The sequence below is a fragment of the Paenibacillus nuruki genome (assembly GCF_963311185.1).
GTDB lineage: Bacteria > Bacillota > Bacilli > Paenibacillales > Paenibacillaceae > Saccharibacillus > Saccharibacillus nuruki.
In genome coordinates, this window is the sequence record NZ_OY725677.1 from 1,608,435 (window position 1) to 1,633,738 (window position 25,304).

Below are 25,304 nucleotides of genomic sequence, written 5' to 3' on the forward strand. Positions count from 1 at the left end.
TCATAAGCATGACAAGAATTATAAGTAATCGTTTGAAAATGAAGAAAGAAAATGGGGGAGATCCGGTAAGCTTGCAAGTGGCATCGGATAACTGATCCAATATCCTTGAAAGTCGTTACATCCCAATTCGATCAACTGCCGCCATTGTTCTTCTTCTTCAATGCCTTCAGCGACCACATGCAGCTCTAGCGCTTCTGCCATCGCAAGTAGAGCTTTAAGCACAGGAGGGTTCATTTGCGCCACAAAAGAACGATCTATTTTGATATTGTCGATGGGAAGACGAGTAAGTGTACTGAGTGAAGAATACCCTGTCCCAAAATCATCAATAGAGATCGTATATCCTTGTTCACGTAATTTGAGTAGTGAAGAGCGTTCACTAACCGTATCGATCATAGCTACACTTTCCGTAATTTCGAGATCAATATAACGTGGATTAACGTTTTCTTCTTTGAGAATCTGATTAATTCGATCAATAAAATCAGGTTCACTTAATTGGATTCTGGAAATATTAATAGCAATCTTCGTCTGTTGTCCATATTTGGCTTGAATAATAGTCAGATCACGGCAAGCCTGACGAATCACCCATTCCCCTATCGGAATAATCAGACCTGTTTGTTCGGCGACAGGGATAAAGTCAGCTGGAGAAACCATATATTTATGATCTTTTTTCCATCGTAATAAAGCTTCGACCGCAACGACCTGCTTTTGCTTATTGCCATAGATCGGCTGATACAATAATTGCAGTTCTTCTTTTTCCAGACAACTGTTCAGTGCCAGTTCGTAATTAAAACGTACCACTTGCTCATACTGCGTACTTTCACAGAACAAATGATGTTTGTTACGTCCGCTTGTTTTGGCATGGTATAGGGCAATATCAGCACGTCTCAAAGCAATCGAGATATTGATATCTTCCGAGAAGAAAGCGATCCCTACACTAACGTTAATCTTAATTTGATGATTGTTGAATAAAAAAGGTTCATTCATAAGAGAGATAATAATCTTCGCCATCTGTTCGGGATGTTCTTGTTCTCGATTAGATACCAGTATAAATTCATCCCCGCTCAAACGAATACTGATATAGTCGGAACTGAAATTGCGTTTAAGACGACCGGCAACTTCAACTAATAAAGTATCTCCACTTTCCATACCCAGAGTATCATTTACATACTTAAGATTATCAATATCAAACATAAATAAATAAGCAGGTTGAGTCACGAACTCATACAGAAAGCGCCGATTCAATAATTGAGTCAATTCATCATGATAGGCATAATACTGCATTTTCTCTTGATAATGATGACGTTCATCATAACTACGAGTAATACAGACGAGATGAGTGATATTTTGATGTTCATCAAAGATAGGAGAAATGATACTATCTCCGCTTAATGTTCCGGTAGGCAAAAGATGCCCTTCATCAAAACGTACACTTTGTGCTTGAATAAGTACTTTAGAATATTTGTTATGCAAATATTGAGCCATTTCATATTGATTCCGTTCACTGTATAGCTCAAAAAAGTTTTTACCCATATATTCGCTAGTGATTCCACTAGACAATTCTGCCTTCCGATTGACATAACAATATACGAATTGTCGATTCTCGACAGCCATAATATACACTAGATCTTCCATAGCATCAAAAGCTAACTTAAGAAGCGGATGAATCAGTGAATCTTCGTTATTCATTTAGGTCCACTCCTTTACCATACAAATCATAATCTTAAAATTATTTTTAATATATAATAGGTTTCATCGGTATGTATAGAGCATATATGAAGAAAAAATGAACTTCTTTTTTTAAATGAATTGTTCAAAATTTGATTGTGCTATTCTTTTTAAGGGTATAAGACTATAGATATGTGTATTTTATCCATATAAAAGGAGTGTTATACATGGCACAGAAATTACAAGGAACGGTAGCCCTCGTTACAGGCGCAAGTAGTGGAATAGGGGAAGCAACCGCTAAGACTCTGGCTGCACAAGGCGCAACCGTAGTGGTCGTAGCACGTCGTAAAGACCGTCTGGATCAATTAGCTGCTGATATTACTTCTCAAGGTGGAGCAGCATTCGTGATTGAAGCAGATATTACCGATCAAGCACAAGCACAACAAGCGATTGAACAAACGATTCAAAAATATAATCGTTTGGATATTGTCATCAACAATGCTGGTGTGATGTTATTAGGTCCAGCAGAAAATGCACCGACAGAAGAATGGGATCGTATGGTGTCGATTAATGTGAATGGACTATTGCATATTTCTCATGCTGCATTGCCACATTTACTGAAAGCCGCTGAACAGTCAGAGCGCAAAGTAGCCGATCTGATCAATATTAGTTCGGTAGCAGGTCGTCGTGCAGGCGCAGGTTCTGCTGTCTACAATATGACCAAATTTGGAGTTGTTGCTTTTAGTGAAGCTCTTCGTCAAGAAGTGACAGGTCGTGGGGTACGTGTAGGCTTAATAGAGCCAGGCGTTGTACAGACCGAATTATCTTCACATGTACGCTCTGAAGTTATGGAAGAGATGGGTAAGCTATTTGGTGATATTACACCGCTAGAATCTCAAGATATTGCAGATGCTATCGAATATGTAGTGACACGTCCTAAGCATGTGGCTATCAATGAAGTATTGATTCGCCCAACCGATCAAGAATTTTAAGATGATATAATAAAAGACAAACGTATATAGATACCAAAAAAGAGTCACACTTATCATGAGTGTGACTCTTTTGGTTATCTTACTTATGCAGCGGACTTTTATGATTTGGTAGGAACAGCTTCTAACAAGCGAGGAAGACGTATTAACAAAAATACACTTCGCGCTAAACCAAAGACGATAAAAGCTAACCATAATCCATGGTTGCCATACAGAGGAACAGCAATCCAGAGCACCGCTACAAATAATACAAAAGAGATTATCATAGAATTACGAATAGGAGCAGTGACAGATAACCCTGTAAATAATCCATAGAATACAAGACCTGCACCTGTCACTAGAGGAAACAGTAACAACCAGGGGCTATATTCATTAGCCAGTGCAATTGTAGATGCTGAATCTGTAAATAATCCCAATAATGGTTGATGAAACACCCAGTAGACGATTACGATCAATAGCGCTGGCAGAAATGAACTGTACCATGACCACCGAATCGTCTGCCGTAGTAACAATGGGTTACGCGATCCACCAGCTTGACCCGCATAAATACTACTCGCATTGGCAAATCCATCAAAGAAGTAAGCCATAATATAATGGACTTGTAACAAAATAGCATTCGCAGCCAACATCTCAGGGCCGAATGAAGTACTGTTCGCTGTAAAGATATTGAACATTGCTAACAGACAGATCGTACGAATAAATAGATCGCTATTCACACTGATCATACGGCGTAAAGCTTCACGATTAAATAGACCTGCTTGCGATATCGATCCCCATTTGAAATAAGGAGAACGACAGATCAGAAAGATCCCGAATACTAGCCCGATAATCTCTGCAATCAATGTAGCTGAAGCGACACCTGCAACTTGCCAGTGAAATACATGTACAAATACGATCGCCAAAATCATATTGAGTACATTAATCCCTATCTGGACAAATAAAGTCTGCCTCACATGCGCCATTCCGATGAGCCAACCCAGAATAACATAATTCAGCAGGGTTACTGGAGCACCCCAGATACGAATATGAAAATAAATAGAAGCTTGCTCACGAATATTTGCATCAGGTCTAATCCATGCCAGTACACCTTGCAAAATGGGGTACTGTAACACAATAAATAGGAAACCGATAAGCAGAGCAATGATGGTCGGACGAACCAATTCGGAGAAGCCACGTTCTAATTCTCCGGCGCCTTTGGCTTGTGCTGCAAATCCAGACGTACTTACTCTTAGAAATCCAAATAACCAGTACAATGTATTGAAGATAAGAGTACCAATTGCAACGCCACCTATGTAAATGCTACTTGATAAATGACCAACAACAGCAGTATCTACTGCACCAAGAAGGGGAGTAGTCACGGTAGAAATAATTAACGGAATACTTAAAGCAAGATAACTACGATAATTAGGTGGAGTAGAAGATTGTAATGTTTTCATACTTTTGTTATACCATAAATTAATCGAAATGAATACGATTAAACAATTTGTGAATAGATTGTTGAATTTATAGTTGGAAATCATTGTGTATCGTTAATGAATGTGATATTAATTAATAACAACCTAAACAATAATTTTGAAAGCGTAATCATATTAGAAAGAAAGTCTACTTTACTACCACTATAAAGGAGAGAATACCTATGCTCAAAAATGATAACGTGTTGACCACAGTTACACCGAAAGAAGTCCGTATTCAAGATGAATTTTGGACGAAATATAATGAACTGGTACGTGAAGTTGTGATTCCTTATCAATATGATGCTCTACATGATCGTATTGCTGATGCTGAACCCAGTTATGCTATTCAGAATTTTGAGATTGCTGCTGGTCGCAAAGAAGGGGAATTTAATGGATTTGTTTTTCAAGATACGGATGTAGCGAAATGGATCGAAGCCGTAGGGTATTCGTTAATGACACATCCTGATTCTGCATTAGAACAGATGACCGATCAAGTGATTGATCTTGTTGCTGAAGCGCAAGGCGAAGATGGATATCTAAATACATATTTTACAATCAAAGAACCGGATAAACGTTGGACTAATCTAGCGGATTGTCATGAACTGTATACAGCAGGGCATATGATTGAAGCTGGAGTAGCTTATTACCAAGCAACAGGTAAACGCAAACTGCTTGATGTGGTCTGCCGTCTAGCGGATTATATTGATACCGTATTTGGCACCAAAGAAGGTCAATTACGTGGCTATGATGGTCATCAAGAGATTGAGCTAGCACTTGTGAAATTATACCGTTTAACCGAAGAACAACGTTACTTGCAACTGAGCCAATTTTTTATTGATGAACGTGGACAACAACCTAACTTTCTAGAGCAAGAATGGGAACAACGGGATCGCATCAACTTTTTTGTAGGTAAAACAAATGAAATTAATCTGAAATACAGTCAGGCTCATGTGCCAGTACGTGAACAAAAAGAAGCAGTAGGGCATGCTGTTCGTGCAGTCTATATGTATACAGCGATGGCTGATCTGGCTGGTTTAACCGACGATAAAAGTCTATATGAAGCTTGCCAGACATTGTGGAACAACATGGTGCACAAGCAGATGTATATCACAGGCGGAATTGGTTCTACGCATCATGGTGAGGCTTTTACTATTGATTATGATCTTCCTAATGATACAGGGTATTCAGAGACTTGTGCAGCAGTAGGAATAGTCTTTTTTGCTCATCGAATGCTACAGATTGAAGCCAAAAGCGAATATGCCGATGTGTTAGAACGAGCTCTATACAATACAGTAATTGGCGGAATGGCGCAGGATGGTAAGCATTATTTCTATGTGAATCCATTAGAAGTCTGGCCGTCTGCTTGTCATCATAATCCAGGCAAGCATCATGTAAAGCCTGTACGTCAGAAATGGTTTGGCTGTTCCTGTTGCCCTCCTAATATTGCACGTCTGGTCAGTTCATTAGGGCAATACATCTATAGTACTGATCAAGATACGATATATACGCATCTGTATATCGGTGGAGAAGCACAATTAACACTTGGAGAAGAGCAACTTGTTATTCAGCAAGAAAGTAGATACCCGTGGAATGGAGCGACTCGTTTTTCTTTTCAATTACAACAACCTCAATCGTTTACATTGGCTTTGCGTTTACCCAATTGGTGTAAACAAGCTACGCTTACGATCAACGGTGAAGCAATAACTTATGAGTCCTTATTACATGATGGATATATCTATATTCAGCGAGAATGGTCAGCAAGTGATGTTATAGAATGGAATATGGAGATGCACGTACAAGTGATTCATAGTCATCCAAGACTGCGGGCTACAGCGGGCAAGGTCGCTTTACAATATGGCCCATTAGTATACTGCCTGGAGCAAGCAGATAATGGAGAATTGATCTCAGCATTATCTATTCATCCTGAAAAGCTATTGACTGCCCGATTCGATCGACAGTTGCTAGGAGGAACGATCGTCATTGAAGGTACAGCTGTGCGAGAGCAAGAAGAGGGATGGGGCGATAATCTATATCAAGATAGTGCTCCGACACCTCAACAACAACCATTTACAGCGATTCCTTACTTCCTGTGGGCAAATCGTGGTGAAGGCGATATGGCGGTCTGGATTCGTAAAAGTGAAGCCTTTTCTACAACTTCATCAACTAAGTAGGACAAGAGATGCGATATTTAGATGTCGCATCTCTTTATTTTGCAGAAAATAGTATGAAAAAATGTCAATTTAACGAAAAAAGCGAACATTTGTGCTTATTTTTTAGCTTAAACTATTGAATCAATATGCAGTTAAATGTAAAATAGAATAGAGAAGTGTAAAGGGGGGTTAATTTTGGCTAAAGCAAAAGTAGCAAAGCGTCCAACACGGGATGAATTTGTACTAGAAGAGATCGGTAATCAACTTACTGAAGCCTATCAAGAAAAATCGGAAATTTTGCTGACTGTCTGGGGTACAGAAGAACCTGTACGCGGTCAGATTGTAAATATGGATCCACGTACAGGTCGAGTACATGTACAATATGAAGAAGAACTTCATAAAGTCAAATTTATGGATATTATGGGTGTAAATTACCCGAGAGACTAAATAAATTGTTTTGACAAAATAATGATATTCAGAATATACTAGCATAGCCGATTATCTGCTATGCTAGTATTTTTTTTGGAGGATAACTTATGTCATTTAATCAAGAGCAAGACCCGCTAGGTTTGCTGTTATCCAGAACATATTTGGCTTATAAGAAAAAAGCTTCTCATCTTTTACAGGATTATAATATCACTCCAGAACAATTTGGAGTTCTGAACAACCTTGTGGTTCACGTAGGCATTTCTCAGAAAGCATTAGCTGAATTATTTTCTAAAGATCAGACCAGTATTGGTAAAACGATTGATCGATTGGAAAATAAAAAGTTAATCACACGTACAGTAGATCCTGCTGATCGCCGAGCTGTATTATTGCATTTGACTGCGCAAGGACAAGCATTGATCGCAACCACACAGCCGATTATGAAAGAGGTTGATGATGAGATCAATAGCCTATTTCCACCGGAACAAGTAAAACAGTTTATTGCCACAATCAATCAATTGTTTGACCATTTATCCCGCTGATACTGTCAGCTGGATATTTTTTGGCTTAATACATGCATAACCATTTATATCCTATGCATGTAATTTTAAAAAGAAAAGTTGTATTTGGAGGAGAAAAGAATGACTGTATTCAAAACGTTTAAAGATTTTTTGGGCATTACCCAGACTAAGGTAGGGATCGTATTTTCTATTTTTGTACCTTTAGTCTTTTTATTATTCTGGATGACGGGTTATCACGGAGCTACAGAGCGAGTGGATCAACTGGTGGTAGGTATTGTCAATGAAGACGGAACAGCAGGTGATAATATTGCTCAAGCGATCGCTACAGGGGTTCCATACAAGACTCAATCTTATCCGTCGTTAAACGAAGCACAACAACATATGGATAATGGTGAATTGACCATGGTTATTTCTATTCCTGCTCATTTCACCGAAGATGTAGCGAGCAATGGCAGTACTCAGATGAATTATTATATCAATCAAGGGAACTCGGATATTGCGAAGTCCATCGTACAAAGTTCTGCTGCACAAATTTCCTCGACGATAGGCGAACATGCTTTTGCTGATGTTCATCAAGAAATCGTGACTACAAATGTGGTCAAAACACATGATATTTCTAATTTTGCCATTTCAATGTTGCCTATGATCTTAGGTTTTGTCACATATGTTGGTGTTATGACCATGAATATCCAATTAAATATTGCATCTATGATGTTAAAGCGTGATCATAGTAAGTGGCAGATCTTTTGGGGGAGACAGATATTACTGCTGGCAATCTCTATCGTAGCTTCATTACTGATTACGACAGTAGCCACGTTATTCGCAGATACAGCCGCTTCATTCTGGCAAATGTGGAGCTTTCATCTATTGGTCTACATTTCCTGTATTGCTGTTACACAAATGGCGTTCGCTTTATTCGGCAATGTGGCTCCATTATTCAACGTAGCGTTAATTCCGCTTCAGTTGATGACCGCAGGAAATATCATCCCTGCTGCTATGTTATCTCCTTTATATCGAAATGTAGGACACTTTTTACCAGCTCCAAATGCTATACAAGGCTATTTAAGGTTAATTTATAGTGGGGCTTCTGTATCCTCATTTGTGATTCATTTACTATGGATAGCGATTGTCACTTTTGGAATCACATGGATTCGTACAGCGCTGATCAAGCCAGCACCAAGCCCTATCAATCATCCGGCAAATAGTCACTAATCTCCAGTAGACTGAACAAGGTTGTTGTGTATGTATTATCTGTACTATTCCAAAAGGAGGCGTTAACGATGTCATTATCACACATTCTAGTTCCTTACGATGGATCAGAACATTCTCAAAAAGCGTTAGAGAAAGCGATTGGTCTTGGAACAGAACTAAAAGCTCAGATTGAAGTATTGTATGTAGATTCAACGTCTACAGAGATTTTGCAACAACCGTTAGTGATTCCTACACATGAACTAGAATCTTATTTTGACCATGAAGAAGAGGATGTACGCCTTAATCTACGTCAATTGATCTCCACCATCCCTAATGCTCAAGCCACAGTGATTCAAGGCAGTGCGGGTAAAAGTATCGTTAAGTATGCAGACAGCATTGAAGCAGATCTGATTATTATGGGTAGTCGTGGGCTAGGTACTGTGAGTGAATTTGTAATGGGTAGTGTTAGTCATTATGTAACACAGCGCGCCAAATCTCCTGTTATGATTGTGAAATAAACGAATCAAATAACGTGTAGAGCACCCAATATCTTTTCTCTAAGTTAGAGAAGGGTATTGGGTGTTTTTGTAGGCGTCTATATTCATGATCAATTAGTGGATCGATATTCTTATACAGACTATTTCTACATTTCTATAAATGATATTTTGATCCAGATAAAGGATAAAATATCGTACAAAGCGAATAGTTACAAAGTGAAATGAAAACGTTAACATTTTGAAGGAGGACAAATCATGAACAGCAAATTACTTAACAAATGGGGCAAAATCAGCTGTATGATGTTGATCGGAGGGTTATTAAGTACATCGTGGGGAACATCTTCTTCTGTAGATGCTTCTGCAACCGCTTACAAATTCGATTTTGGTAGTGGTGCAGTGACTTCTGGATATACAGGCGTACAAGCTTCGACCGCTTATAATGCTTCAACAGGCTATGGATTTAACACGCCAGCCAATATCAAAAATGTATCTGCTTCAGGGACAGGTGTAGCTAGTGATGCAGTACAATTTGTCACCTTTGGAACGAAAAGTAGTAATACTTTTAACGTTGATCTACCTAATGGATTGTATGAAGTGAAAGTGACACTCGGTAACACCACACGTTCTAGTGTAGCCGCAGAAGGGGTATATCAGCTGATTAATATGACGGGAAACAATGCGACCGATCAATTCCAGATTCCGATTACCGATGGTCAGCTTAACTTATTAGTCACAGAAGGCAAAGCAGGGGCTGCCTTTACATTAAGCGCACTTGAAATTACACAAGTATCGACCAATCCGACCACTCATCCAACGATCTACGTAGGTGGCGACTCCACAGTAGCAAATTATTATCCTTTGACTAGCAGTGTACAAGGTGGATGGGGACAGATGTTACCTCAATTTATTAACAAGAACGATTATCTCGTACGCAATATGGCATCCGGTGGACAAATTGCGCGTGGATTCCGTGATGATGGACAACTGGAAGCCATTTTGAAATACATTAAGCCGGGCGATTACTTTATTGTGCAACTGGGTATCAATGATACGAATGTCAAAAATAATACGACAGAAGCACAATTCAAAGATATTATGCGAGATATGGTGAATCAAGTGAAAGCCAAAGGTGCTACAGTTATTCTATCTACACCTCAAGGCAGAGCAACTGATTTTGATAGTGCAGGTGTCCATCATGCAGAAGGTCGTTGGTACCGCGGAGCAACGATAGCAGTGGCTCAAGAAACCAATGTTCCGTTGATCGATCTAAATGTACTCAGTTCTGCTTATTTCACTTCGATCGGGGCAAATGCTACATTAGCATTGTATATGAACGGTGATACATTACATCCTAATTATGCTGGAGCCACCCAGCTTGCTCGTATTGTTGTTGAAAATATGAAAGCCCAAGGGTTATATTAATCGTTGAACGAGGAATGAAAGTGGTACTTCTGTATATCCAAAGCTTCTTCGCTTATATAGGGAGAAGCTTTTTTCATATATGATGATTTATTATGTTCATACATAACTAAAGAAACTATAGTATAATACCTTAAGTATTGCTATGCTCGACTGTGAAAGGTAGACTATATACGTTGAGCTTTTTCATTGTATGAATAACTTAATCCGATCTTCTGCTATAGAAGGTCAGACCTGATGGAGGATATATTATGTTACTTATCGAACCAACTTTGATTCAACAACGAATCGATGATCTACAAGATCAAGATTTGTATATTCATTTGGAAATGACCACTGGAGCCTATGCCGCTCATTTGGATAGTACCAAGCATCCAGCCGCTACTTTTATCAGTAATGCGACATTACGCTATATTCATGGTTCTATTTCTGGCGAAGGTCCATATCGTGTTGGACTTAAAACAGAAAAAGGTTGGGTTTATTCAGAAGGACTTACTCATTATGAAGAAACCGAACAAGAGCGTCTGATTCTAGCTGGTCATGATACGCAAGGTAAATTAGTAGTTGCTTTGCAACTCAGTAAGGAGCCTTTCTAATGGACAATAATAAAAAAACTACATTTTCTCTAATTCCTGCTGATTCTCGTATCCTTGTCGTATTGCCACATCCTGATGATGAAGCATTCAGTTTATCAGGTACACTAGCGAAGCATATTGCACAAGGAGGACAAGTGACTTATGCTTGCCTCACACTTGGCGAAATGGGACGTAATATGGGGATTCCACCATTTACTAACCGAATTGGTCTGCCTACGATTCGTAAAGGTGAGTTGGAAAAATCTGCAGAAGCGATAGGCATTCAAGATTTACGCATGCTCGGTTTCCATGATAAAACGATCGAGTTTGAAGTTAAAGAAGTATTAGATGGTACTATTTACGATCTAATCGTTGAACTCAAGCCATTCTTGATCGTTACTTTCTCTCCAGGATATAGCGTTCACCCTGATCATGATGCGACAGGAGCCGCTGTTGTACGTGCTGTAGAACGTCTGCCTCAAAGCGAACGTCCATTACTGCATACAATGGCATTTTCCAAAAACTGCTATGCTGAATTAGGTCAACCTGATATTGAGAATGATGTCAGCGACTTTTTAGAAAATAAAATGAAATCGATCCAAGCCCATCGCTCGCAATTTCAAGCGGTAGAAATGCTAGGTCAGAACAAATTAAAAGATAAAGAAATCAAAGAACGTTTTGGTAAAGAACGTTTCTGGACACATTCTGTTTAAGACGTATGTTGTTATAAAAAAAGCCGCCCTATTCCTTCACATCAGAAGGGTAGGGCGGCTTTTTATTGTGATTATTTAATTAATCCTTTAGAGATCAGGAACTCATGAGCAACATCATCTTCACGGTAACCTTGATCGACTTTGGCATTCATAATCTGCATTTCTTGTTCATTGATTTGACCTTGTAATGCATCCAAAGCTTTTTTGATCGCTGGATATTTTTTAAGTGTCTCTGAACGAACAGCTACGCCTGCATCATAAGGCGGGAAAAAGTGCTTGTCGTCTTTGAGTACAAATAGATTATTAAGCTTGATCTGACCATCAGTAGAATAGACACTCACCACATCAGTATCATGTTGTCCGATCAAACGGTACTTAATACCTTGATCCATACCTCTAACATCTTTGAAGATCATATTGTACTTCTTCTTCAATCCAGGATACGTATCTGCACGATCGGTAAATTCAAATTCTGACGCTAATTCAAGATTAGGCGATACTTTGGCTAGATCACTGAATGTTTTTAAGTTATACTTTTGTGCGGTTTCTTGGTTAACCGCTAGAGAATACGTATTACTGAATCCAAAAGGAGCAATAAATTGCAAATTATCTTTTTTCATCAATCGTTTAGCGCTTGCTAATGTTTCTTTAGAATTGGTAGTTTCTTGTTGATAATAGTTGGCAACAATCGTTCCTGTGTATTCAGGATACAATTGAATATTGTTATTTTGAAGAGCGGTCCAGGCAACACTTGATCCACCTAGATTGACTTTACGGTTGACTTTGATACCGGTACGATTTTCAATCATATCTGCCATTAGATAAGCTAATATAATGTTTTCGGTAAAGTTTTTGGAGCCAATGGTAATTTCACCGCCAGTTGTACCCTCTGTAGCGGATGAACTGCTACAAGCTGTTGTGAGCAGACTTGTGATCGTCACTATACATATCAATAACGTTATCCAGCGTTTGTTTCGCTTCATCATCATTCCTCCTGCGTTCAGATTCCTTATTTCAATCCTCGTGGTGTTGTCCAACGTTCTACCAACCCAAGCAAGTAATCAAATACCAATGCAAGGATAGCTGCAGGAATAGCACCTAATAGAATAAGGGCATCAATATTACGAGTAATTCCAAGGAAGATAAAGTCACCTAAACCACCAGCGCCTATAAAAGCAGCTAACGTTGCTGTACCTACATTAATAACAGTTGCTGTCCGAATTCCCGCCATAATCACAGATAATGCGAGTGGAAGCTGAACACGGAACAATATTTGACGGCTGGTTAGACCCATACCTTTGGCGGCTTCAATAATAGCTGGATCGACATCTTTGATCCCTGTAAATGTATTACGAATCACAGGTAGCAGAGAATATAAGAACAATGCAGCTACGGCTGTAATCGTACCGATACCGAAGATCGGAATCATAAAGCCCAGTAGAGCCAGTCCCGGAATCGTCTGCAAAATACTAGCAACTCCAATAATGGGTGTGCGTAATCCTTTCACACGTGCGACTAGAATACCTGCCGGTACCCCGATAACAATAGCAATCAACATCGATATTAATACTAATTTGATATGAACCCCTGTTGCTCCAATCAGTTCTGGACCACGAAGGTTAAATTGACGGATAAATTGCTCCCACAAAGATATGTTTTCCATTATACTTCGCCTCCAGCCCAGTGATTAGCAAACATGGTCAGCAAAGTTCCACGAGTCACTATACCTACTAATTTTCCTTGTTCATCGACAACAGGTAGAATACCGTTTTTCGCTTCAACGACATTTAGCAAAGCATCTTGCGCGGTATCTGTTGGTTTTAACATATGTGTGACAGGCTTTATAATTTCGCCTATCGTAGCTACTGTATCGATATTAGCCAATACATCATAGGCAGATACAATCCCTAGCAATATACCTTGTGTATCGGTAATCAATAACGTATCTGTTTTGCGTTGGCGCATAAAGGTAATAGCTTTACCCGGGCTACGATCTGGAAGAGAAGTGGAAGGATCTTTACGCATCAGATCGGTAACCGGAATATACTCAGGATTTTGATACAATCTATTTTTACCTATAAATTCTTCTACAAAACCATGAGAAGGTTCGCGTAGTAACATATCAGGCGTATCCAGTTGCAATAACTCGCCATCTTTCATAACTGCGATTCGATCGCCTAATTTCAAAGCTTCATCCATATCATGCGTAACGAAAACGATCGTTTTTTTCAAATCACGTTGTAGACGTAATAACTCATCTTGCAATTGCTCACGTGTAATAGGATCAAGTGCTCCAAAAGGCTCGTCCATCAGCACAATATCAGGGTCAGCGGCTAGAGCACGGGCTACACCGACACGTTGTTGCTGTCCACCTGATAATTCTTTAGGATAACGCTTGGCAAATAGTTCAGGATCCAGACCTACCAAGTTGAGCATTTCAATCACTCTATCTTTTTTCTTCTTCTCATCCCAGCCTTTAAGTTCAGGCATTAGAGCAATATTTTGTTCAATCGTGTAATGAGGAAACAGTCCTGCTTGCTGAATCACATAGCCCATCGTACGGCGTAATTTCACAGGATCTTGCTTTTTGATATCTTTGCCATCTACAGATAAAGTACCTCCTGTATGAGAGACTAGGCGGTTAATCATTTTCATCGTAGTCGTTTTACCACATCCGCTAGGGCCGATAAACACCAAAAATTCCCCATCTTTTATTTCAAAATTAAGTGACTTGACGGCTTGAAAACCATCGGGGTACGTTTTGCTTACATTTTCGAATTTAATCATAACTTGTACTCCTTTATCTATTTTATTTTGGTATGTACAACCATTGACATTTCAATAATGACTCTAAAAAAGAGTTAGGTTCATCATGCGTATAACAATTGATTGAGCTCCATGTATTTAGACCTAATTTATACATTTGAAACAATATACAAAGTCATAATTGTATGAAAACGGTCGAAAAATGTCTAAAAAAAGATGAAGAAGTCTTTTGATTATTTGAGGTATAACGCTTACAATTTAAAGTGAATCTATCGAACAAATAAAAGGAAGGATGTTGAAGATGGAACGCGTTTCTTTTGTTTTACATATTGATCCGAAAGATCAAAAAGAGTATATTGAACGCCATCAAGCGGTTTATCCAGAATTGTTGCAAGCGTTTGGAGAAGTAGGGATTCACACGTATAGTATTTTTTTGCATGAAGGCACTCTATTTGCCTATATGGAAGTAGATCACTATCAATCAGCGATGGATCAACTAGCTGTGCATCCTGCTAATCAGCGCTGGCAGACTTTTATGTCAGATATGTTGATTGCTAATCCGCAAGGAACCACATCTGAAGTCATTCCTGAAGTATTTCATTACCATAATTAATCTTATTTCTAGTAATATCCTATTAGAGAATAGTTGAAAGAACACCTTCAGCCTGTCATGATTAGTGTTGGAGGTGTTCTGATATGAAATATGTTCATTTTAGTTATCAACAACAGCAACACATAGGTATCGCATTAGATGATGTGATTGTACCTATGTCTGCTTTACAACCTTTTGTCGATTCCTCGTTAATCCTTCCTGTACACATGGACGATCTCTGGTCTCAACATGGATTACATACACAGCTTCAACACATCTTAGAACAACACACCACTGAACTTTTAGCTCAAGCGATTGCTGAACAAGATATCGAATGGTTGCCTGTAATACCAAGCCCCGGTAAGCTGATCTGTATTGGTCTTAATTATCGCCGTCATGCAGAAGAAACAAAGGCACCGATTCCGCAAACACCTGTTGTTTTTAGCAAATTCTCTGATGTGGTAGCAGGTCATCTACAATCTGTAACGCTCCCACAAGCCAGCACACAAGTCGATTACGAAGCAGAGCTATGTATAGTAATCGGTCAGCAAGCGAGTCAGGTGAGTACAGAAGAGGCTTTAGATTATGTATTTGGTTATTGCGCCGCTAATGATGTCTCTGCACGTGATCTACAGATGCTGACCAGTCAATGGTTACTAGGCAAAACATGTCCCGATTTTGCACCGATTGGTCCTTATCTGGTTACAGCTGATGAAGTTGGCGATCCCAACCAGCTCCAGATCAGTGCCTATCTAAATGGAGAACAAGTCCAACATTCCAATACATCTGATATGATTTTTGATTGTCGTTATATTATTCATTATCTTTCTCAGCATATGACGCTTAATCCGGGTGATATTATTTTGACGGGTACACCCGAAGGCGTGATTTTGGGCAAACCAGAAGAAGAACGAGTCTGGTTAAAGTCTGGTGACGAAGTTACAATTGAAATTGAAAAGCTAGGCAGATTAACGAATACATTTGTATCGGCTAAATAGAATCAAACGATATTTTGGAAGGCACAGGAGGGGATCGCTATGATCCAAGAAAATACCAAACTGAGAACGCTAGGAACGTTTCTCAAATCCCGTCGGAATCAATTACAACCTGAACAAGCAGGGTTCAGTCATTCTTACGGTCAACGTAGAACACCGGGATTGCGACGGGAAGAAGTGGCTGTACTTGCTGGTGTAAGTGCTACGTATTATACGTGGTTAGAACAGGGAAGAGATGTGACTGCTTCACGCGATGTGATTGAAAATATAGCCAGAGCGCTACAATTGAATCCTGATGAAAGAGTACATTTGCTTCAGCTCTGGAATCCGAATGAGCCTGAGACGATTGCAAATGTCTCTACCATAAGCCCGCATTGGCAACATATTCTGAATCAACTTCATTCCCCATCCATTATTACGAATCATATGTCAGAGTTTATTTTTTGGAATCCAGCAGCCAATGAATTATTTTCCAATCTAGACGCAATGTTACCTGAAGAACGGTTTTTTATGAGGTTAGTCTTTCTAAACGAAGAATTTCGGAGTCGGATCGTGAACTTGGAAGAGTATACGATTAGTTGTGTCGCTGTCTATCGTAGCTATTACAATCGCCATCCTGAAAATCTTTTTTTCAGAGAATTTGTACAACGTTTATGTAGGGATAGCCCTGAATTTGAAGCAATATGGAATTTGCATCATGTTCAACTTCAAAAAGCATGTCTTTTACACATTCATATGCCTAGTGCCCAACAGATAGTTACTTTCGACTCTAATTCAATGGCGACACTCGACAACAGTCCCAATTATCATATGTGTATCTATTCACCCGTCTCCTCATAATGAATATTATGTTCCTAAACTAACAGGTAGCTCACATGCTGCCTGTTAGTTTTTTTACTAGCATAACTGTACTGTGGTTGAACCTATACATATGGAATAGGATATAGAAAGTAACCACACTATATTGTATAGATTGAACAGGAGGAACGATAGATGCACTATAATCAATTAGGTCCAAGCGGGCTATTTGTATCTGAATTATGCTTTGGCACAATGACGTTCGGAGGCGGAGAAAATTTTGATATCGTTGGTAAAGTACAGCAAGAAGAAGCAGATACTTTACTAGCACGTGCGTTGGAAGCAGGAATTAACTTTATTGATACCGCAGATATTTACTCTGAAGGCAATTCAGAAAGAATTACTGGACAAGCGCTACGCAACTTAGGCGTCAAACGAGAAGAAGTGGTTGTCGCTACGAAAGTGTTCGGTGTCATGGGATCTTCTCCTAATCAGAAAGGTTCTTCTCGCAATCATATTATGGATGGTGTCCAAAATAGTCTGGAACGTTTACAAATGGATCATATTGATCTGTATCAACTTCATGGATTCGATCCTGCTACTTCGATAGAAGAATCGCTACAAGCTTTAACTGACCTTGTACGACAAGGATTAGTTCGCTATATTGGTGTATCCAACTGGGCAGCATGGCAAATCGCTCAAGCGATCGGCATTTCGAATCAGCATCGACTTGAAAAATTTGTTTCTACACAAGCGTATTATACACTTGCAGGTCGTGAGCTGGAACGTGAGATTATCCCGATGCTACATAGTCATAACGATATGGGATTGCTCGTATGGAGTCCACTTGCAGGAGGTTTATTAAGCGGTAAATTTACACGTGATCAGCAAAATTCTGAAGGCAGTCGACGCAATGATTTTGATTTCCCGCCTGTAGATAAAGACCGTGCGTATGATATTATTGATACTTTGATCGAAATGGCTAATCAAAAAGAAGCCTCGGTAGCTCAACTTGCTCTAGCATGGCTGTTACATCAACGTGCAGTGACCAGCGTCATTATTGGCACGAAGAAGATGCATCAGTTAGAAGATAATCTAGGCGCCATCGATATTGTATTTTCTGAAGAAGAATTACAGACACTCGATAAGATCAGTCAGATTCCTAGTGAATATCCAGGCTGGATGATAGATATGTGGAGTCAAGCAAGAATAGAACAATTACAACAGGTGCGTCATACCCGTTCGTGATATACATTACACTGAAAAAAGGAATCCCAAGGTAATATACTTGTGGGTTCCTTTTTTTATGTGTATGATGTTTTGCCTTTTGTTGCTACGATGACAAGAAAGCAGAAAAACGTTATGATAACAGGAGCGGACATAAATAGAGATGAGGTCTATGAATGAAGGTAAGGGAATGGATTAACCACGATGGAATCCGGCGCATTATCGTGCTTGCGATTCTTGTTCTGGTGATTTTTGCTATGCAAAGTATGATGAATATTATTTTACTTACATTACTGCTGACGATTCTAATCGGTAGTATGTATGATGGGCTTATGAAGTTATTTCAAACGTTCATTCCTAATGTTTCACGCTTTTTTGTTTTACCTTTAGTGTATCTGATCTTGCTGGCTGTTATTGCCTGGGGCGTGTACCGAATGGTGCCTACAGTGATTATGCAGGTCACTCAGTTATACGAAATGATTATTGAAGCCTATCGGCACCCTCACGAAAGTGAATGGAACCCGTACATTATTAACTTTTTGAATACGTTAAATGTACAGCGTTTTATCGAACCCGGCTTTAATGTTATTTTAAAAATTAGCAAATTAGGTTCTCAGTTACTTATAGCATTATTGCTTAGCTTATTTTTCTTATTGGATCGTGCGCACATTACACGTTTTACGTCTTCTTTTCAAGAAAGTAAGTTAGGTTGGTTTTTTAAAGAAGTCGGTTATTTCGGCAAAATGTTTTTAGATACGTTTGGTAAAGTCATTGAAGCTCAATTATTGATTTCATTGATCAACTGTATTATTACGATTATCGCGCTCTGGTTCATGGGCTTCCCGAATTTATTAGGTCTGGCTTTGATTATCTTTATGTTAGGCTTAATACCGGTTGCAGGTGTATTTATATCGCTTGTTCCGCTAGGATTGATTGCTTTCAGTATCGGTGGAGTGAAGTACATTGTCTATCTGCTGATTCTGGTTGTAGTGATTCATGCGATTGAAGCTTATTTCTTAAATCCCAAATTAATGTCCAGTAAAACCAATCTACCTGTTTTTTATACTTTTGTGGTTCTTATTTTTTCTGAACACTTTATCGGTCCATGGGGATTGATTATCGGTATTCCGTTATTTGTCTTTTTCCTTGATTTGATCGGGGTTACTCGTAAGAAAAAAGGCAGTGTCTAATGGATCGTTAGTTATAAAAGACTATTGTGATCACAGTCTATTTGAAACGTTTATGCTGCCTGTATGGAGTATAAACGTTTTTTGCTTTTACAAAAATTTTACATTTACGATTGGCTTTTCATTATCGCACATGATATCCTTATAAACATATCGATCTACTTAGGTATACAATTATTCATATTTGGAGGGATTTTATATGAGCGTCAATTCACCAAAAACATCAGAACTATTTACTCCTTTTCATACACCACAGCTAGAATTGTCCAATCGGATCGTTATGGCTCCGATGACACGTAATTTTTCACCTAATGGTGTACCTGGAGCAGATGTAGCGACGTATTATAGACGTCGTGCTGAAAATGAAGTCGCATTGATTATTACAGAAGGTACAGCGATCAATCATCCTGCTGCTGTCTCTTCTCCAGATATCCCTGTTTTTCATGGCGAAGAAGCTTTGAATGGTTGGGCAGAAGTGGTTAGACAAGTACACGAAGTTGGTGGCAAAATCATGCCTCAAATCTGGCATGTTGGTATGGCTCGCCCAGTCGGTTCATTACCGAATGTAGAAGCTGGGCCGATCGGCCCATCCGGTCTTGATATTAACGGTGAGAAAGTAAATGAGCCGTTGACAACAGAAGAGATTCAAGAAGTCATTCAAGCGTATGCTCAAGCCGCTACGGATGCCAAACGAGTAGGCTTTGATGGTATAGAACTTCATGGAGCACATGGTTACTTAATCGATCAGTTCTTCTGGTCACAAACGAATCAACGTACCGATGAGTATGGTGGCGATCTTGTAGCACGTACACGTTTTGGCGTTGAAGTGGTTAAAGCTTGTCGTGCTGCTGTAGGGCCTGATTATCCGATCGTATTCCGCTTTTCACAATGGAAAATGAATCATTATGATGCTCGTCTTGTCGAGACAGCCGAAGAATTGACTCAATTTTTACAACCGTTGTCTGAAGCTGGTGTAGATATTTTCCATTGCTCTACACGTCGCTTCTGGGAACCTGAATTTGAAGGTTCTGATCTTAACCTTGCCGGTTGGACGAAAAAAATCACAGGCAAACCAACAATCACAGTTGGTTCTGTAGGACTTAATCAGGTATTCTTAAGCAATAAGACTGAAGATGTCTCTGAAAGTATCCGTCTTGAAGAATTGGATGCGAAATTAAATGCAGGGGAATTTGATCTAGTGGCTGTCGGTCGTGCATTGATCGGTGATGCAGCATGGGCTACCAAATTGCACGAGCAACGTACAGATGATATCAAAACATTTGATCAAGAAGATCTGAAATCTTTACGCTAAACTGAAGGTATCAAATTAAATAAACAGGTAACAAAATCAAACCATATAAATTAAGAAGAGCAACCTTTTCATAAGGGTTGCTCTTTTTTTGATCATAAATCAGGTATTTGTATACATGTTACCGATATAATGATCTATTTTGGTGATTTGAGCTGAATTTATGAAAGTAATGTAAACTTAACTGCCTCAAAATGTAAAAATAAAATAAAATATTACCCAATTATTTTGCTTTTTTTACAAAATAGCTTACTTTTGAATATATTTCCATGATAATATGAGTTAGATATCTATTCTTTCAGTACATAGGAGGCAAAACATGGTAACACGTAGTGGAATAAAATCAAGCTGGGTGAAGTATGCTCTAATGGTGGCAATTGCTTTACCAATGCAAACAGGCTTGCTTGGTGGATTAACAGCAGTTCATGCTGAAGGACCTACAGATCCAGCACCTTTTATCGCAGCCAAAGTGGTTAACGAGAATGCAGGTAAAAAAGTATTGTTCGATAACAGTCATGCTCAGACAGCAGGGGCAGCCGATTGGGTAATCGACGGCGGATTTTCAGATTTTGCAAATGCACTCGCAAATGATGGTTACTATGTGAAAGAACTTCGCAAAAGTACACCAATCACATACAGTGACTTGAGTGAATACGATGTATTTGTTATCGCAGAACCTAACGTTCCGTTCAAAACAACAGAACAAGCTGCGATGAAACAATATGTTGAAAGCGGTGGCAGTATTTTCTTCGTAGGTGATCATTATAATGCCGATCGTAACAAAAATCGTTGGGACGGATCAGAAGCAATCAATGGTTTCCGTCGTGGCGCTTGGGAAGATCCAACGAAAGGCATGAGCACAGAAGAGAAAAATTCTGCGGCGATGCAAGGAGTAGCAAGCTCTGATTGGTTATCTGATAACTTCGGGATTCGTTATCGTTATAACGCTTTAGGAGATATTAATGCTAACCAAGTGGTTGCACCGAATCAAGCTTTTGGAATTACAGAAGGTGTAGGTAGTGTAGCGATGCATGCCGGTTCTACACTTGCTATTACAGATCCAGCCAAAGCTAAAGGAATTGTTTACTTGCCAGAAACGAATGCAGCGTGGGGTAATGCTGTCGATCAAGGGGTATACAATGGTGGCGGTGTTGCGGAAGGCCCTTATGTAGCAGTCTCCAAATTAGGAGGAGGTAAAGCAGCATTTATCGGTGATTCTTCACCTGTAGAAGATGCTTCTCCGAAATATCTACGTGAAGAAACAGGCACTAAAAAAACAACGTATGATGGATTTAAAGAAGTAGATGATGGCGTATTGCTTGTGAATACGATCAACTGGCTATCCGATAAAGAAACCTATACAAGCTTTGATCAAGTAGAAGGTCTGCAATTGGATCAACCGACGACATTATTGCCAATCGAGGCTCCACAGACATCAACTGAACCTCAAGCAGAACCTTGGTCAGCTCCAGCAGCTGGATACAAATGGTGGGATGCTTCCACATTTAAGCCAGGTGCTTATGGCAGTGCAGTATCAGTAACATCGCCAACTTATAGTCTTGTACATCAAGCAGAGTTGCCAAATGCTGAACCTTTCCAAATTCGTATTGTCGCCGACAACCTAGCAGCAAATAGTACAGTCACAGGTTACAGTAGCGGTATTTTCTTAACAGGAGGTACACAAGTAGGGCAAGTACAGAATCCTGATGGTACATGGCCTACTTCTTATGGATACAGCTCAACGTACAGTTTGACCGCAGATAGCAAAGGTCATGCTTACAAAGACATTACGGTCCGCGTGAAGCCGGGCACAACAGGAACAGCAAGTCTACGTGTAAGACTGAATGGTAGCAATCTAGTAACCACTCCGGTAACGATTGCAAATGTGCCTGCTGAACCTTTGCCAGCGGAAAATGGTGGGGTACAACCAGCACCGGCATTAACAACCGTAGCGAATGCTCGTACTCAAGCAGAAGGTAAAGTGGTTACAATTGAAGGTGTTGTAACGACAGAGCCAGGTGCTTTTGGTGGACAAGCTTTTTATTTGCAAGATAACACAGCAGGTATTTATGTTTACCAGAATCAAGCTGGATTTCATCAAGGAGATGTTATCAAAGTCACAGCTCCATTAGCTTTGTACAATACAGAGCTTGAATTGACTGATCCGGTAAGTATTGAAAAAACAGGCACTGCATCATTGCCGACAGCAAAAACAGCAGTAGCTGTAGACACGTATAATCAAGGACAATTGGTACAATTGAAAAATGTACAGATCAGCAATATCGCTGCGGCTACACCTACAGGTTCTTTCGAATTTGATGTAACAAGCAATGTATATGGTGATCAACCTGCAACTACACATGCACGTGTAGACGCACGTACAGGCTTAACACAAGCGAACTTTGCTTATCAAAATGGACAGTTTGTAGATATCACTGGAGTAGCTACTATTTTCAAAGGTGTATTCCAATTGAAGCCAAGAAGTGCGGCAGATATTACATCTGTGGCAACAACACCTACTGATCCTACCAACCCAACAGATCCTACAGAACCACCAGTTGTGACAGATCCATTAGCAACAGATGTACCAGGAACACCTGTATTATCTGACAATAATGGGCATGACACAGGAATTAAAGATGGTAATTATACAGTTACAATGAATATGTGGTGGGGCAATAACGGTTCTACGTATAAATTGTATGAAAATGATCAGGTGATCAGCAGTGGAAAGCTTGCCGATCAATCACCTAATGCACAAGTAGTACAAGCTGATATCAAAGGTAAAGTAAATGGTTCGTATACGTATACTTTAGAATTAACCAATTCATTCGGTACAACGAAAAGCCAACCTTTGGTGGTTAACGTAACCGATGCTTCTCCTGCCAAGTCCGTGTTATCGAATGATAACTGGGATGGAGACGGTAACTATCAAGTGAGTATGAACCTATGGTGGGGAACGAATGGATCAGAATATCGTTTATATGAAAATGGTAAATTGATCGATACTCAATCTCTAAAAGAAGGTTCACCTCAAGCGCAACATGCCATTAGTGGTATCACAGATCGTCCAGTAGGTACGTATGAGTATGTGGCTGAATTGGTCAATGCTTCTGGCGTTACGAAAAGCGAAGCCATCACTGTAAAAGTTACTCAATAATCGCACTTTAGCTGTATGAAGCAAATATGATGTACAAAAAAGCCTTGAACTTCAACGGTATGCATATCGCATAACCGTATCGAAGTTCAAGGCTTTATTTTTTGGAGATTGTGGAAAGTCATCTTCAAGTAGATTGTATCAATTCATCCACGATAGTGAGAAATCCTTACCCTTGCATAACAGCAACTAACAATACGATCCATCCAGCGATAAAAGCAAGACCACCGAGAGGAGTAATCGCACCTAATTTCCGAACACCGGTAAAGCTAAGTACATATAAGCTTCCTGAAAATAAAATAATTCCCACAAACAGCAACCAACCTGCGGTTACAGCCAGCGAAGAATGGGTGAGATTATGTCCGAGTGTCCCTATCACTAACATACCTAATCCATGCGCAATATGGTATTGTACACCTGTCTCGTATACTTTCATCATATCTGCGTTTAGCTTTTTCTTAAGGGCATGAGCGCCAAAAGCCCCCAATGCGACCGCTAAAACCATCATCATACAACCTATAATCAGTATCGTTTGCATCTCATTCATCTCCAGTCGTAACTATGCCTTTATTTATAATTTGCGTAAATAGATATTTTGAATCGTATGATTGGCTTCCTTTTTCAAAATCAGCTGTGCGCGTCCTTTGGTAGGAAGGATATTTTCATGTAGATTTTTGGCGTTGATTGATTCCCATGTATGGTTAGCAACCACTAAAGCTTCTTCTTCAGACAAATCTGCAAATCGAGAATGGAAATAAGAGTCTGGATTCTGAAAAGCAGTCTGGCGTAACAATTGGAAGCGCTCTACATACCAACGAGCAATATTTTTCTCTTCTGCATCAATAAAGATCGAGAAGTCGAAGAAGTCGCTCACGAATAGCGGACTGTCTTTTTTCACCTGCAAAACATTGATTCCTTCAACAATCAAAATATCAGGATGGTCGATGACACTTTCCTCATCCGGCAGAATATCATAAGTTAGATGTGAATACTTAGGTGCTTTTACTTTCGGTTTACCAGATTTCACTTCTCCAATAAACTGAATTAAGCGCTTAATATCGTAACTTTCAGGGAATCCTTTCCGATTCATAATCCCATTCTCTTCAAGAACCGCATTCGGATACAGAAAACCATCTGTGGTCACCAGATCGACTTTGCGATGCGTGTCCCAGCGGGTAAGCAAGGTCTGGATCAAGCGTGCTGTGGTACTTTTGCCTACAGCGACACTACCAGCAATCCCAATAATGTAAGGCGTTTTACGGGCTTTTTTCTGTAAAAAAGAAGTCGTTAGTTGGTGGAGCTGTTGAGAAGCACCCACGTAAAGATGAATCAGATGAGTCAGCGGTAAATAGACCTCTTCCACTTCCTGGAGAGAGACCTGTTCATTTAATCCACGTAGTTTTTCTAATTCAACCTCGGTCAAAGATAGTGGTGTATCGTGATCTTTTAAGGAAGCCCATTCCTTACGATCAAACTCGATGTATGGCGAATATCGTTTCATGTGCTCTCACTTTCTGAGAATTTTTTATTTCTAGTGTACCAAACTTTACAATGAAAAACCTCTAAAGGTTTAATTTGCATCGCTATTGACCTTCTAAATACTGGTGTTAAGCTAATATTGCTGATTATCCTTACAAATAGCTAACATCAATCTTGCTTCTTGTATCTGGAAT

At 39.5% G+C, this 25,304-nt stretch carries 23 protein-coding genes; 16 read left to right on the top strand and 7 right to left on the bottom strand.

Going from position 1 to position 25,304, the window contains the following annotated elements; genetic code table 11:
* Positions 1–18: 18 nt before the first annotated feature.
* A complete protein-coding gene (locus RCP16_RS07190; RefSeq protein WP_308642008.1) occupies positions 19–1,686 on the bottom strand; it encodes a putative bifunctional diguanylate cyclase/phosphodiesterase in 1,668 nt (555 codons plus the stop codon).
* A 206-nt stretch (positions 1,687–1,892) separates the two neighbouring features.
* Here RCP16_RS07190 and RCP16_RS07195 point away from each other — a divergent pair, with 206 nt between their 5' ends.
* Positions 1,893–2,657, top strand: a complete 765-nt coding sequence (locus RCP16_RS07195) for an SDR family NAD(P)-dependent oxidoreductase (RefSeq protein WP_069328288.1) — start codon at positions 1,893–1,895, stop codon at positions 2,655–2,657.
* A gap of 98 nt (positions 2,658–2,755) precedes the next feature.
* Here the strand turns inward: RCP16_RS07195 and RCP16_RS07200 are convergent, their stop codons facing one another.
* Positions 2,756–4,090, bottom strand: coding sequence for an MATE family efflux transporter (locus RCP16_RS07200; RefSeq protein ID WP_308642009.1), 1,335 nt, complete (start codon positions 4,088–4,090; stop codon positions 2,756–2,758).
* Between the two features lie 200 nt (positions 4,091–4,290).
* Here RCP16_RS07200 and RCP16_RS07205 point away from each other — a divergent pair, with 200 nt between their 5' ends.
* The 8 genes from RCP16_RS07205 to bshB2 all read left to right on the top strand — a co-directional run bounded on the left by RCP16_RS07205 (position 4,291) and on the right by bshB2 (position 11,600).
* Positions 4,291–6,279: a glycoside hydrolase family 127 protein gene (locus RCP16_RS07205; RefSeq protein ID WP_308642010.1), complete on the top strand. Its 1,989-nt coding sequence runs from the start codon at positions 4,291–4,293 to the stop codon at positions 6,277–6,279.
* 174 nt (positions 6,280–6,453) lie between these two features.
* The gene (locus RCP16_RS07210; protein ID WP_069328291.1) at positions 6,454–6,705 is read left to right on the top strand and encodes a YolD-like family protein; all 252 of its coding nucleotides are present in this window, start codon (positions 6,454–6,456) and stop codon (positions 6,703–6,705) included.
* Between the two features lie 89 nt (positions 6,706–6,794).
* Positions 6,795–7,226 carry a MarR family winged helix-turn-helix transcriptional regulator gene (locus tag RCP16_RS07215; RefSeq protein ID WP_069328292.1) on the top strand — a complete coding sequence of 144 codons (432 nt, stop codon included), beginning with the start codon at positions 6,795–6,797 and terminating at the stop codon, positions 7,224–7,226.
* 99 nt (positions 7,227–7,325) lie between these two features.
* The gene (locus tag RCP16_RS07220) at positions 7,326–8,417 is read left to right on the top strand and encodes a YhgE/Pip domain-containing protein (RefSeq protein WP_069328293.1); all 1,092 of its coding nucleotides are present in this window, start codon (positions 7,326–7,328) and stop codon (positions 8,415–8,417) included.
* 68 nt (positions 8,418–8,485) lie between these two features.
* A complete protein-coding gene (locus RCP16_RS07225) occupies positions 8,486–8,914 on the top strand; it encodes a universal stress protein (protein WP_069328294.1) in 429 nt (142 codons plus the stop codon).
* A 234-nt stretch (positions 8,915–9,148) separates the two neighbouring features.
* A complete protein-coding gene (locus tag RCP16_RS07230; protein WP_371748204.1) occupies positions 9,149–10,315 on the top strand; it encodes a rhamnogalacturonan acetylesterase in 1,167 nt (388 codons plus the stop codon).
* A 248-nt stretch (positions 10,316–10,563) separates the two neighbouring features.
* Positions 10,564–10,908, top strand: coding sequence for a YojF family protein (locus RCP16_RS07235; RefSeq protein ID WP_069328295.1), 345 nt, complete (start codon positions 10,564–10,566; stop codon positions 10,906–10,908).
* A complete protein-coding gene (gene bshB2 / locus RCP16_RS07240; protein WP_308642011.1) occupies positions 10,908–11,600 on the top strand; it encodes a bacillithiol biosynthesis deacetylase BshB2 in 693 nt (230 codons plus the stop codon). The genes RCP16_RS07235 and bshB2 overlap by 1 nt, the downstream gene beginning before the upstream one ends.
* Positions 11,601–11,671: 71 nt before the next feature.
* Here bshB2 and RCP16_RS07245 read toward each other — a convergent pair whose 3' ends face one another.
* The 3 genes from RCP16_RS07245 to RCP16_RS07255 are packed head-to-tail and all read right to left on the bottom strand — an operon-like array spanning position 11,672 to position 14,387.
* Entirely contained in the window at positions 11,672–12,583 is a 912-nt protein-coding gene (locus RCP16_RS07245) for a glycine betaine ABC transporter substrate-binding protein (RefSeq protein ID WP_245703488.1), read from the bottom strand.
* Positions 12,584–12,609: 26 nt separating this feature from the next.
* Positions 12,610–13,263: an ABC transporter permease gene (locus RCP16_RS07250; RefSeq protein ID WP_069328298.1), complete on the bottom strand. Its 654-nt coding sequence runs from the start codon at positions 13,261–13,263 to the stop codon at positions 12,610–12,612.
* Positions 13,263–14,387: an ABC transporter ATP-binding protein gene (locus tag RCP16_RS07255; protein WP_069328299.1), complete on the bottom strand. Its 1,125-nt coding sequence runs from the start codon at positions 14,385–14,387 to the stop codon at positions 13,263–13,265. The genes RCP16_RS07250 and RCP16_RS07255 overlap by 1 nt, the downstream gene beginning before the upstream one ends.
* Positions 14,388–14,667: 280 nt before the next feature.
* On the opposite strand from RCP16_RS07255, the gene RCP16_RS07260 reads away from it, so the two are divergent.
* The 7 genes from RCP16_RS07260 to RCP16_RS07290 all read left to right on the top strand — a co-directional run bounded on the left by RCP16_RS07260 (position 14,668) and on the right by RCP16_RS07290 (position 23,634).
* Positions 14,668–14,979, top strand: coding sequence for an L-rhamnose mutarotase (locus RCP16_RS07260; protein ID WP_069328300.1), 312 nt, complete (start codon positions 14,668–14,670; stop codon positions 14,977–14,979).
* An 83-nt stretch (positions 14,980–15,062) separates the two neighbouring features.
* Entirely contained in the window at positions 15,063–15,956 is an 894-nt protein-coding gene (locus RCP16_RS07265; RefSeq protein ID WP_308642012.1) for a fumarylacetoacetate hydrolase family protein, read from the top strand.
* Between the two features lie 39 nt (positions 15,957–15,995).
* Positions 15,996–16,793, top strand: a complete 798-nt coding sequence (locus RCP16_RS07270; protein ID WP_308642013.1) for a helix-turn-helix transcriptional regulator — start codon at positions 15,996–15,998, stop codon at positions 16,791–16,793.
* A 153-nt stretch (positions 16,794–16,946) separates the two neighbouring features.
* A complete protein-coding gene (locus RCP16_RS07275) occupies positions 16,947–17,999 on the top strand; it encodes an aldo/keto reductase (RefSeq protein WP_137221878.1) in 1,053 nt (350 codons plus the stop codon).
* Between the two features lie 155 nt (positions 18,000–18,154).
* Positions 18,155–19,168, top strand: coding sequence for an AI-2E family transporter (locus RCP16_RS07280; protein ID WP_069328304.1), 1,014 nt, complete (start codon positions 18,155–18,157; stop codon positions 19,166–19,168).
* Between the two features lie 196 nt (positions 19,169–19,364).
* The gene (locus RCP16_RS07285; RefSeq protein ID WP_308642014.1) at positions 19,365–20,477 is read left to right on the top strand and encodes an NADH:flavin oxidoreductase; all 1,113 of its coding nucleotides are present in this window, start codon (positions 19,365–19,367) and stop codon (positions 20,475–20,477) included.
* 316 nt (positions 20,478–20,793) lie between these two features.
* Positions 20,794–23,634, top strand: coding sequence for a chitinase N-terminal domain-containing protein (locus tag RCP16_RS07290; protein ID WP_371748205.1), 2,841 nt, complete (start codon positions 20,794–20,796; stop codon positions 23,632–23,634).
* A 166-nt stretch (positions 23,635–23,800) separates the two neighbouring features.
* Here RCP16_RS07290 and RCP16_RS07295 read toward each other — a convergent pair whose 3' ends face one another.
* Both RCP16_RS07295 and coaA read right to left on the bottom strand, forming a co-directional pair.
* Positions 23,801–24,169 (bottom strand): DUF423 domain-containing protein, encoded by a 369-nt coding sequence (locus tag RCP16_RS07295; RefSeq protein WP_069328307.1) that lies wholly within the window; start codon positions 24,167–24,169, stop codon positions 23,801–23,803.
* Positions 24,170–24,202: 33 nt separating this feature from the next.
* A complete protein-coding gene (gene coaA / locus RCP16_RS07300; protein WP_069328308.1) occupies positions 24,203–25,132 on the bottom strand; it encodes a type I pantothenate kinase in 930 nt (309 codons plus the stop codon).
* Positions 25,133–25,304: the final 172 nt, after the last annotated feature.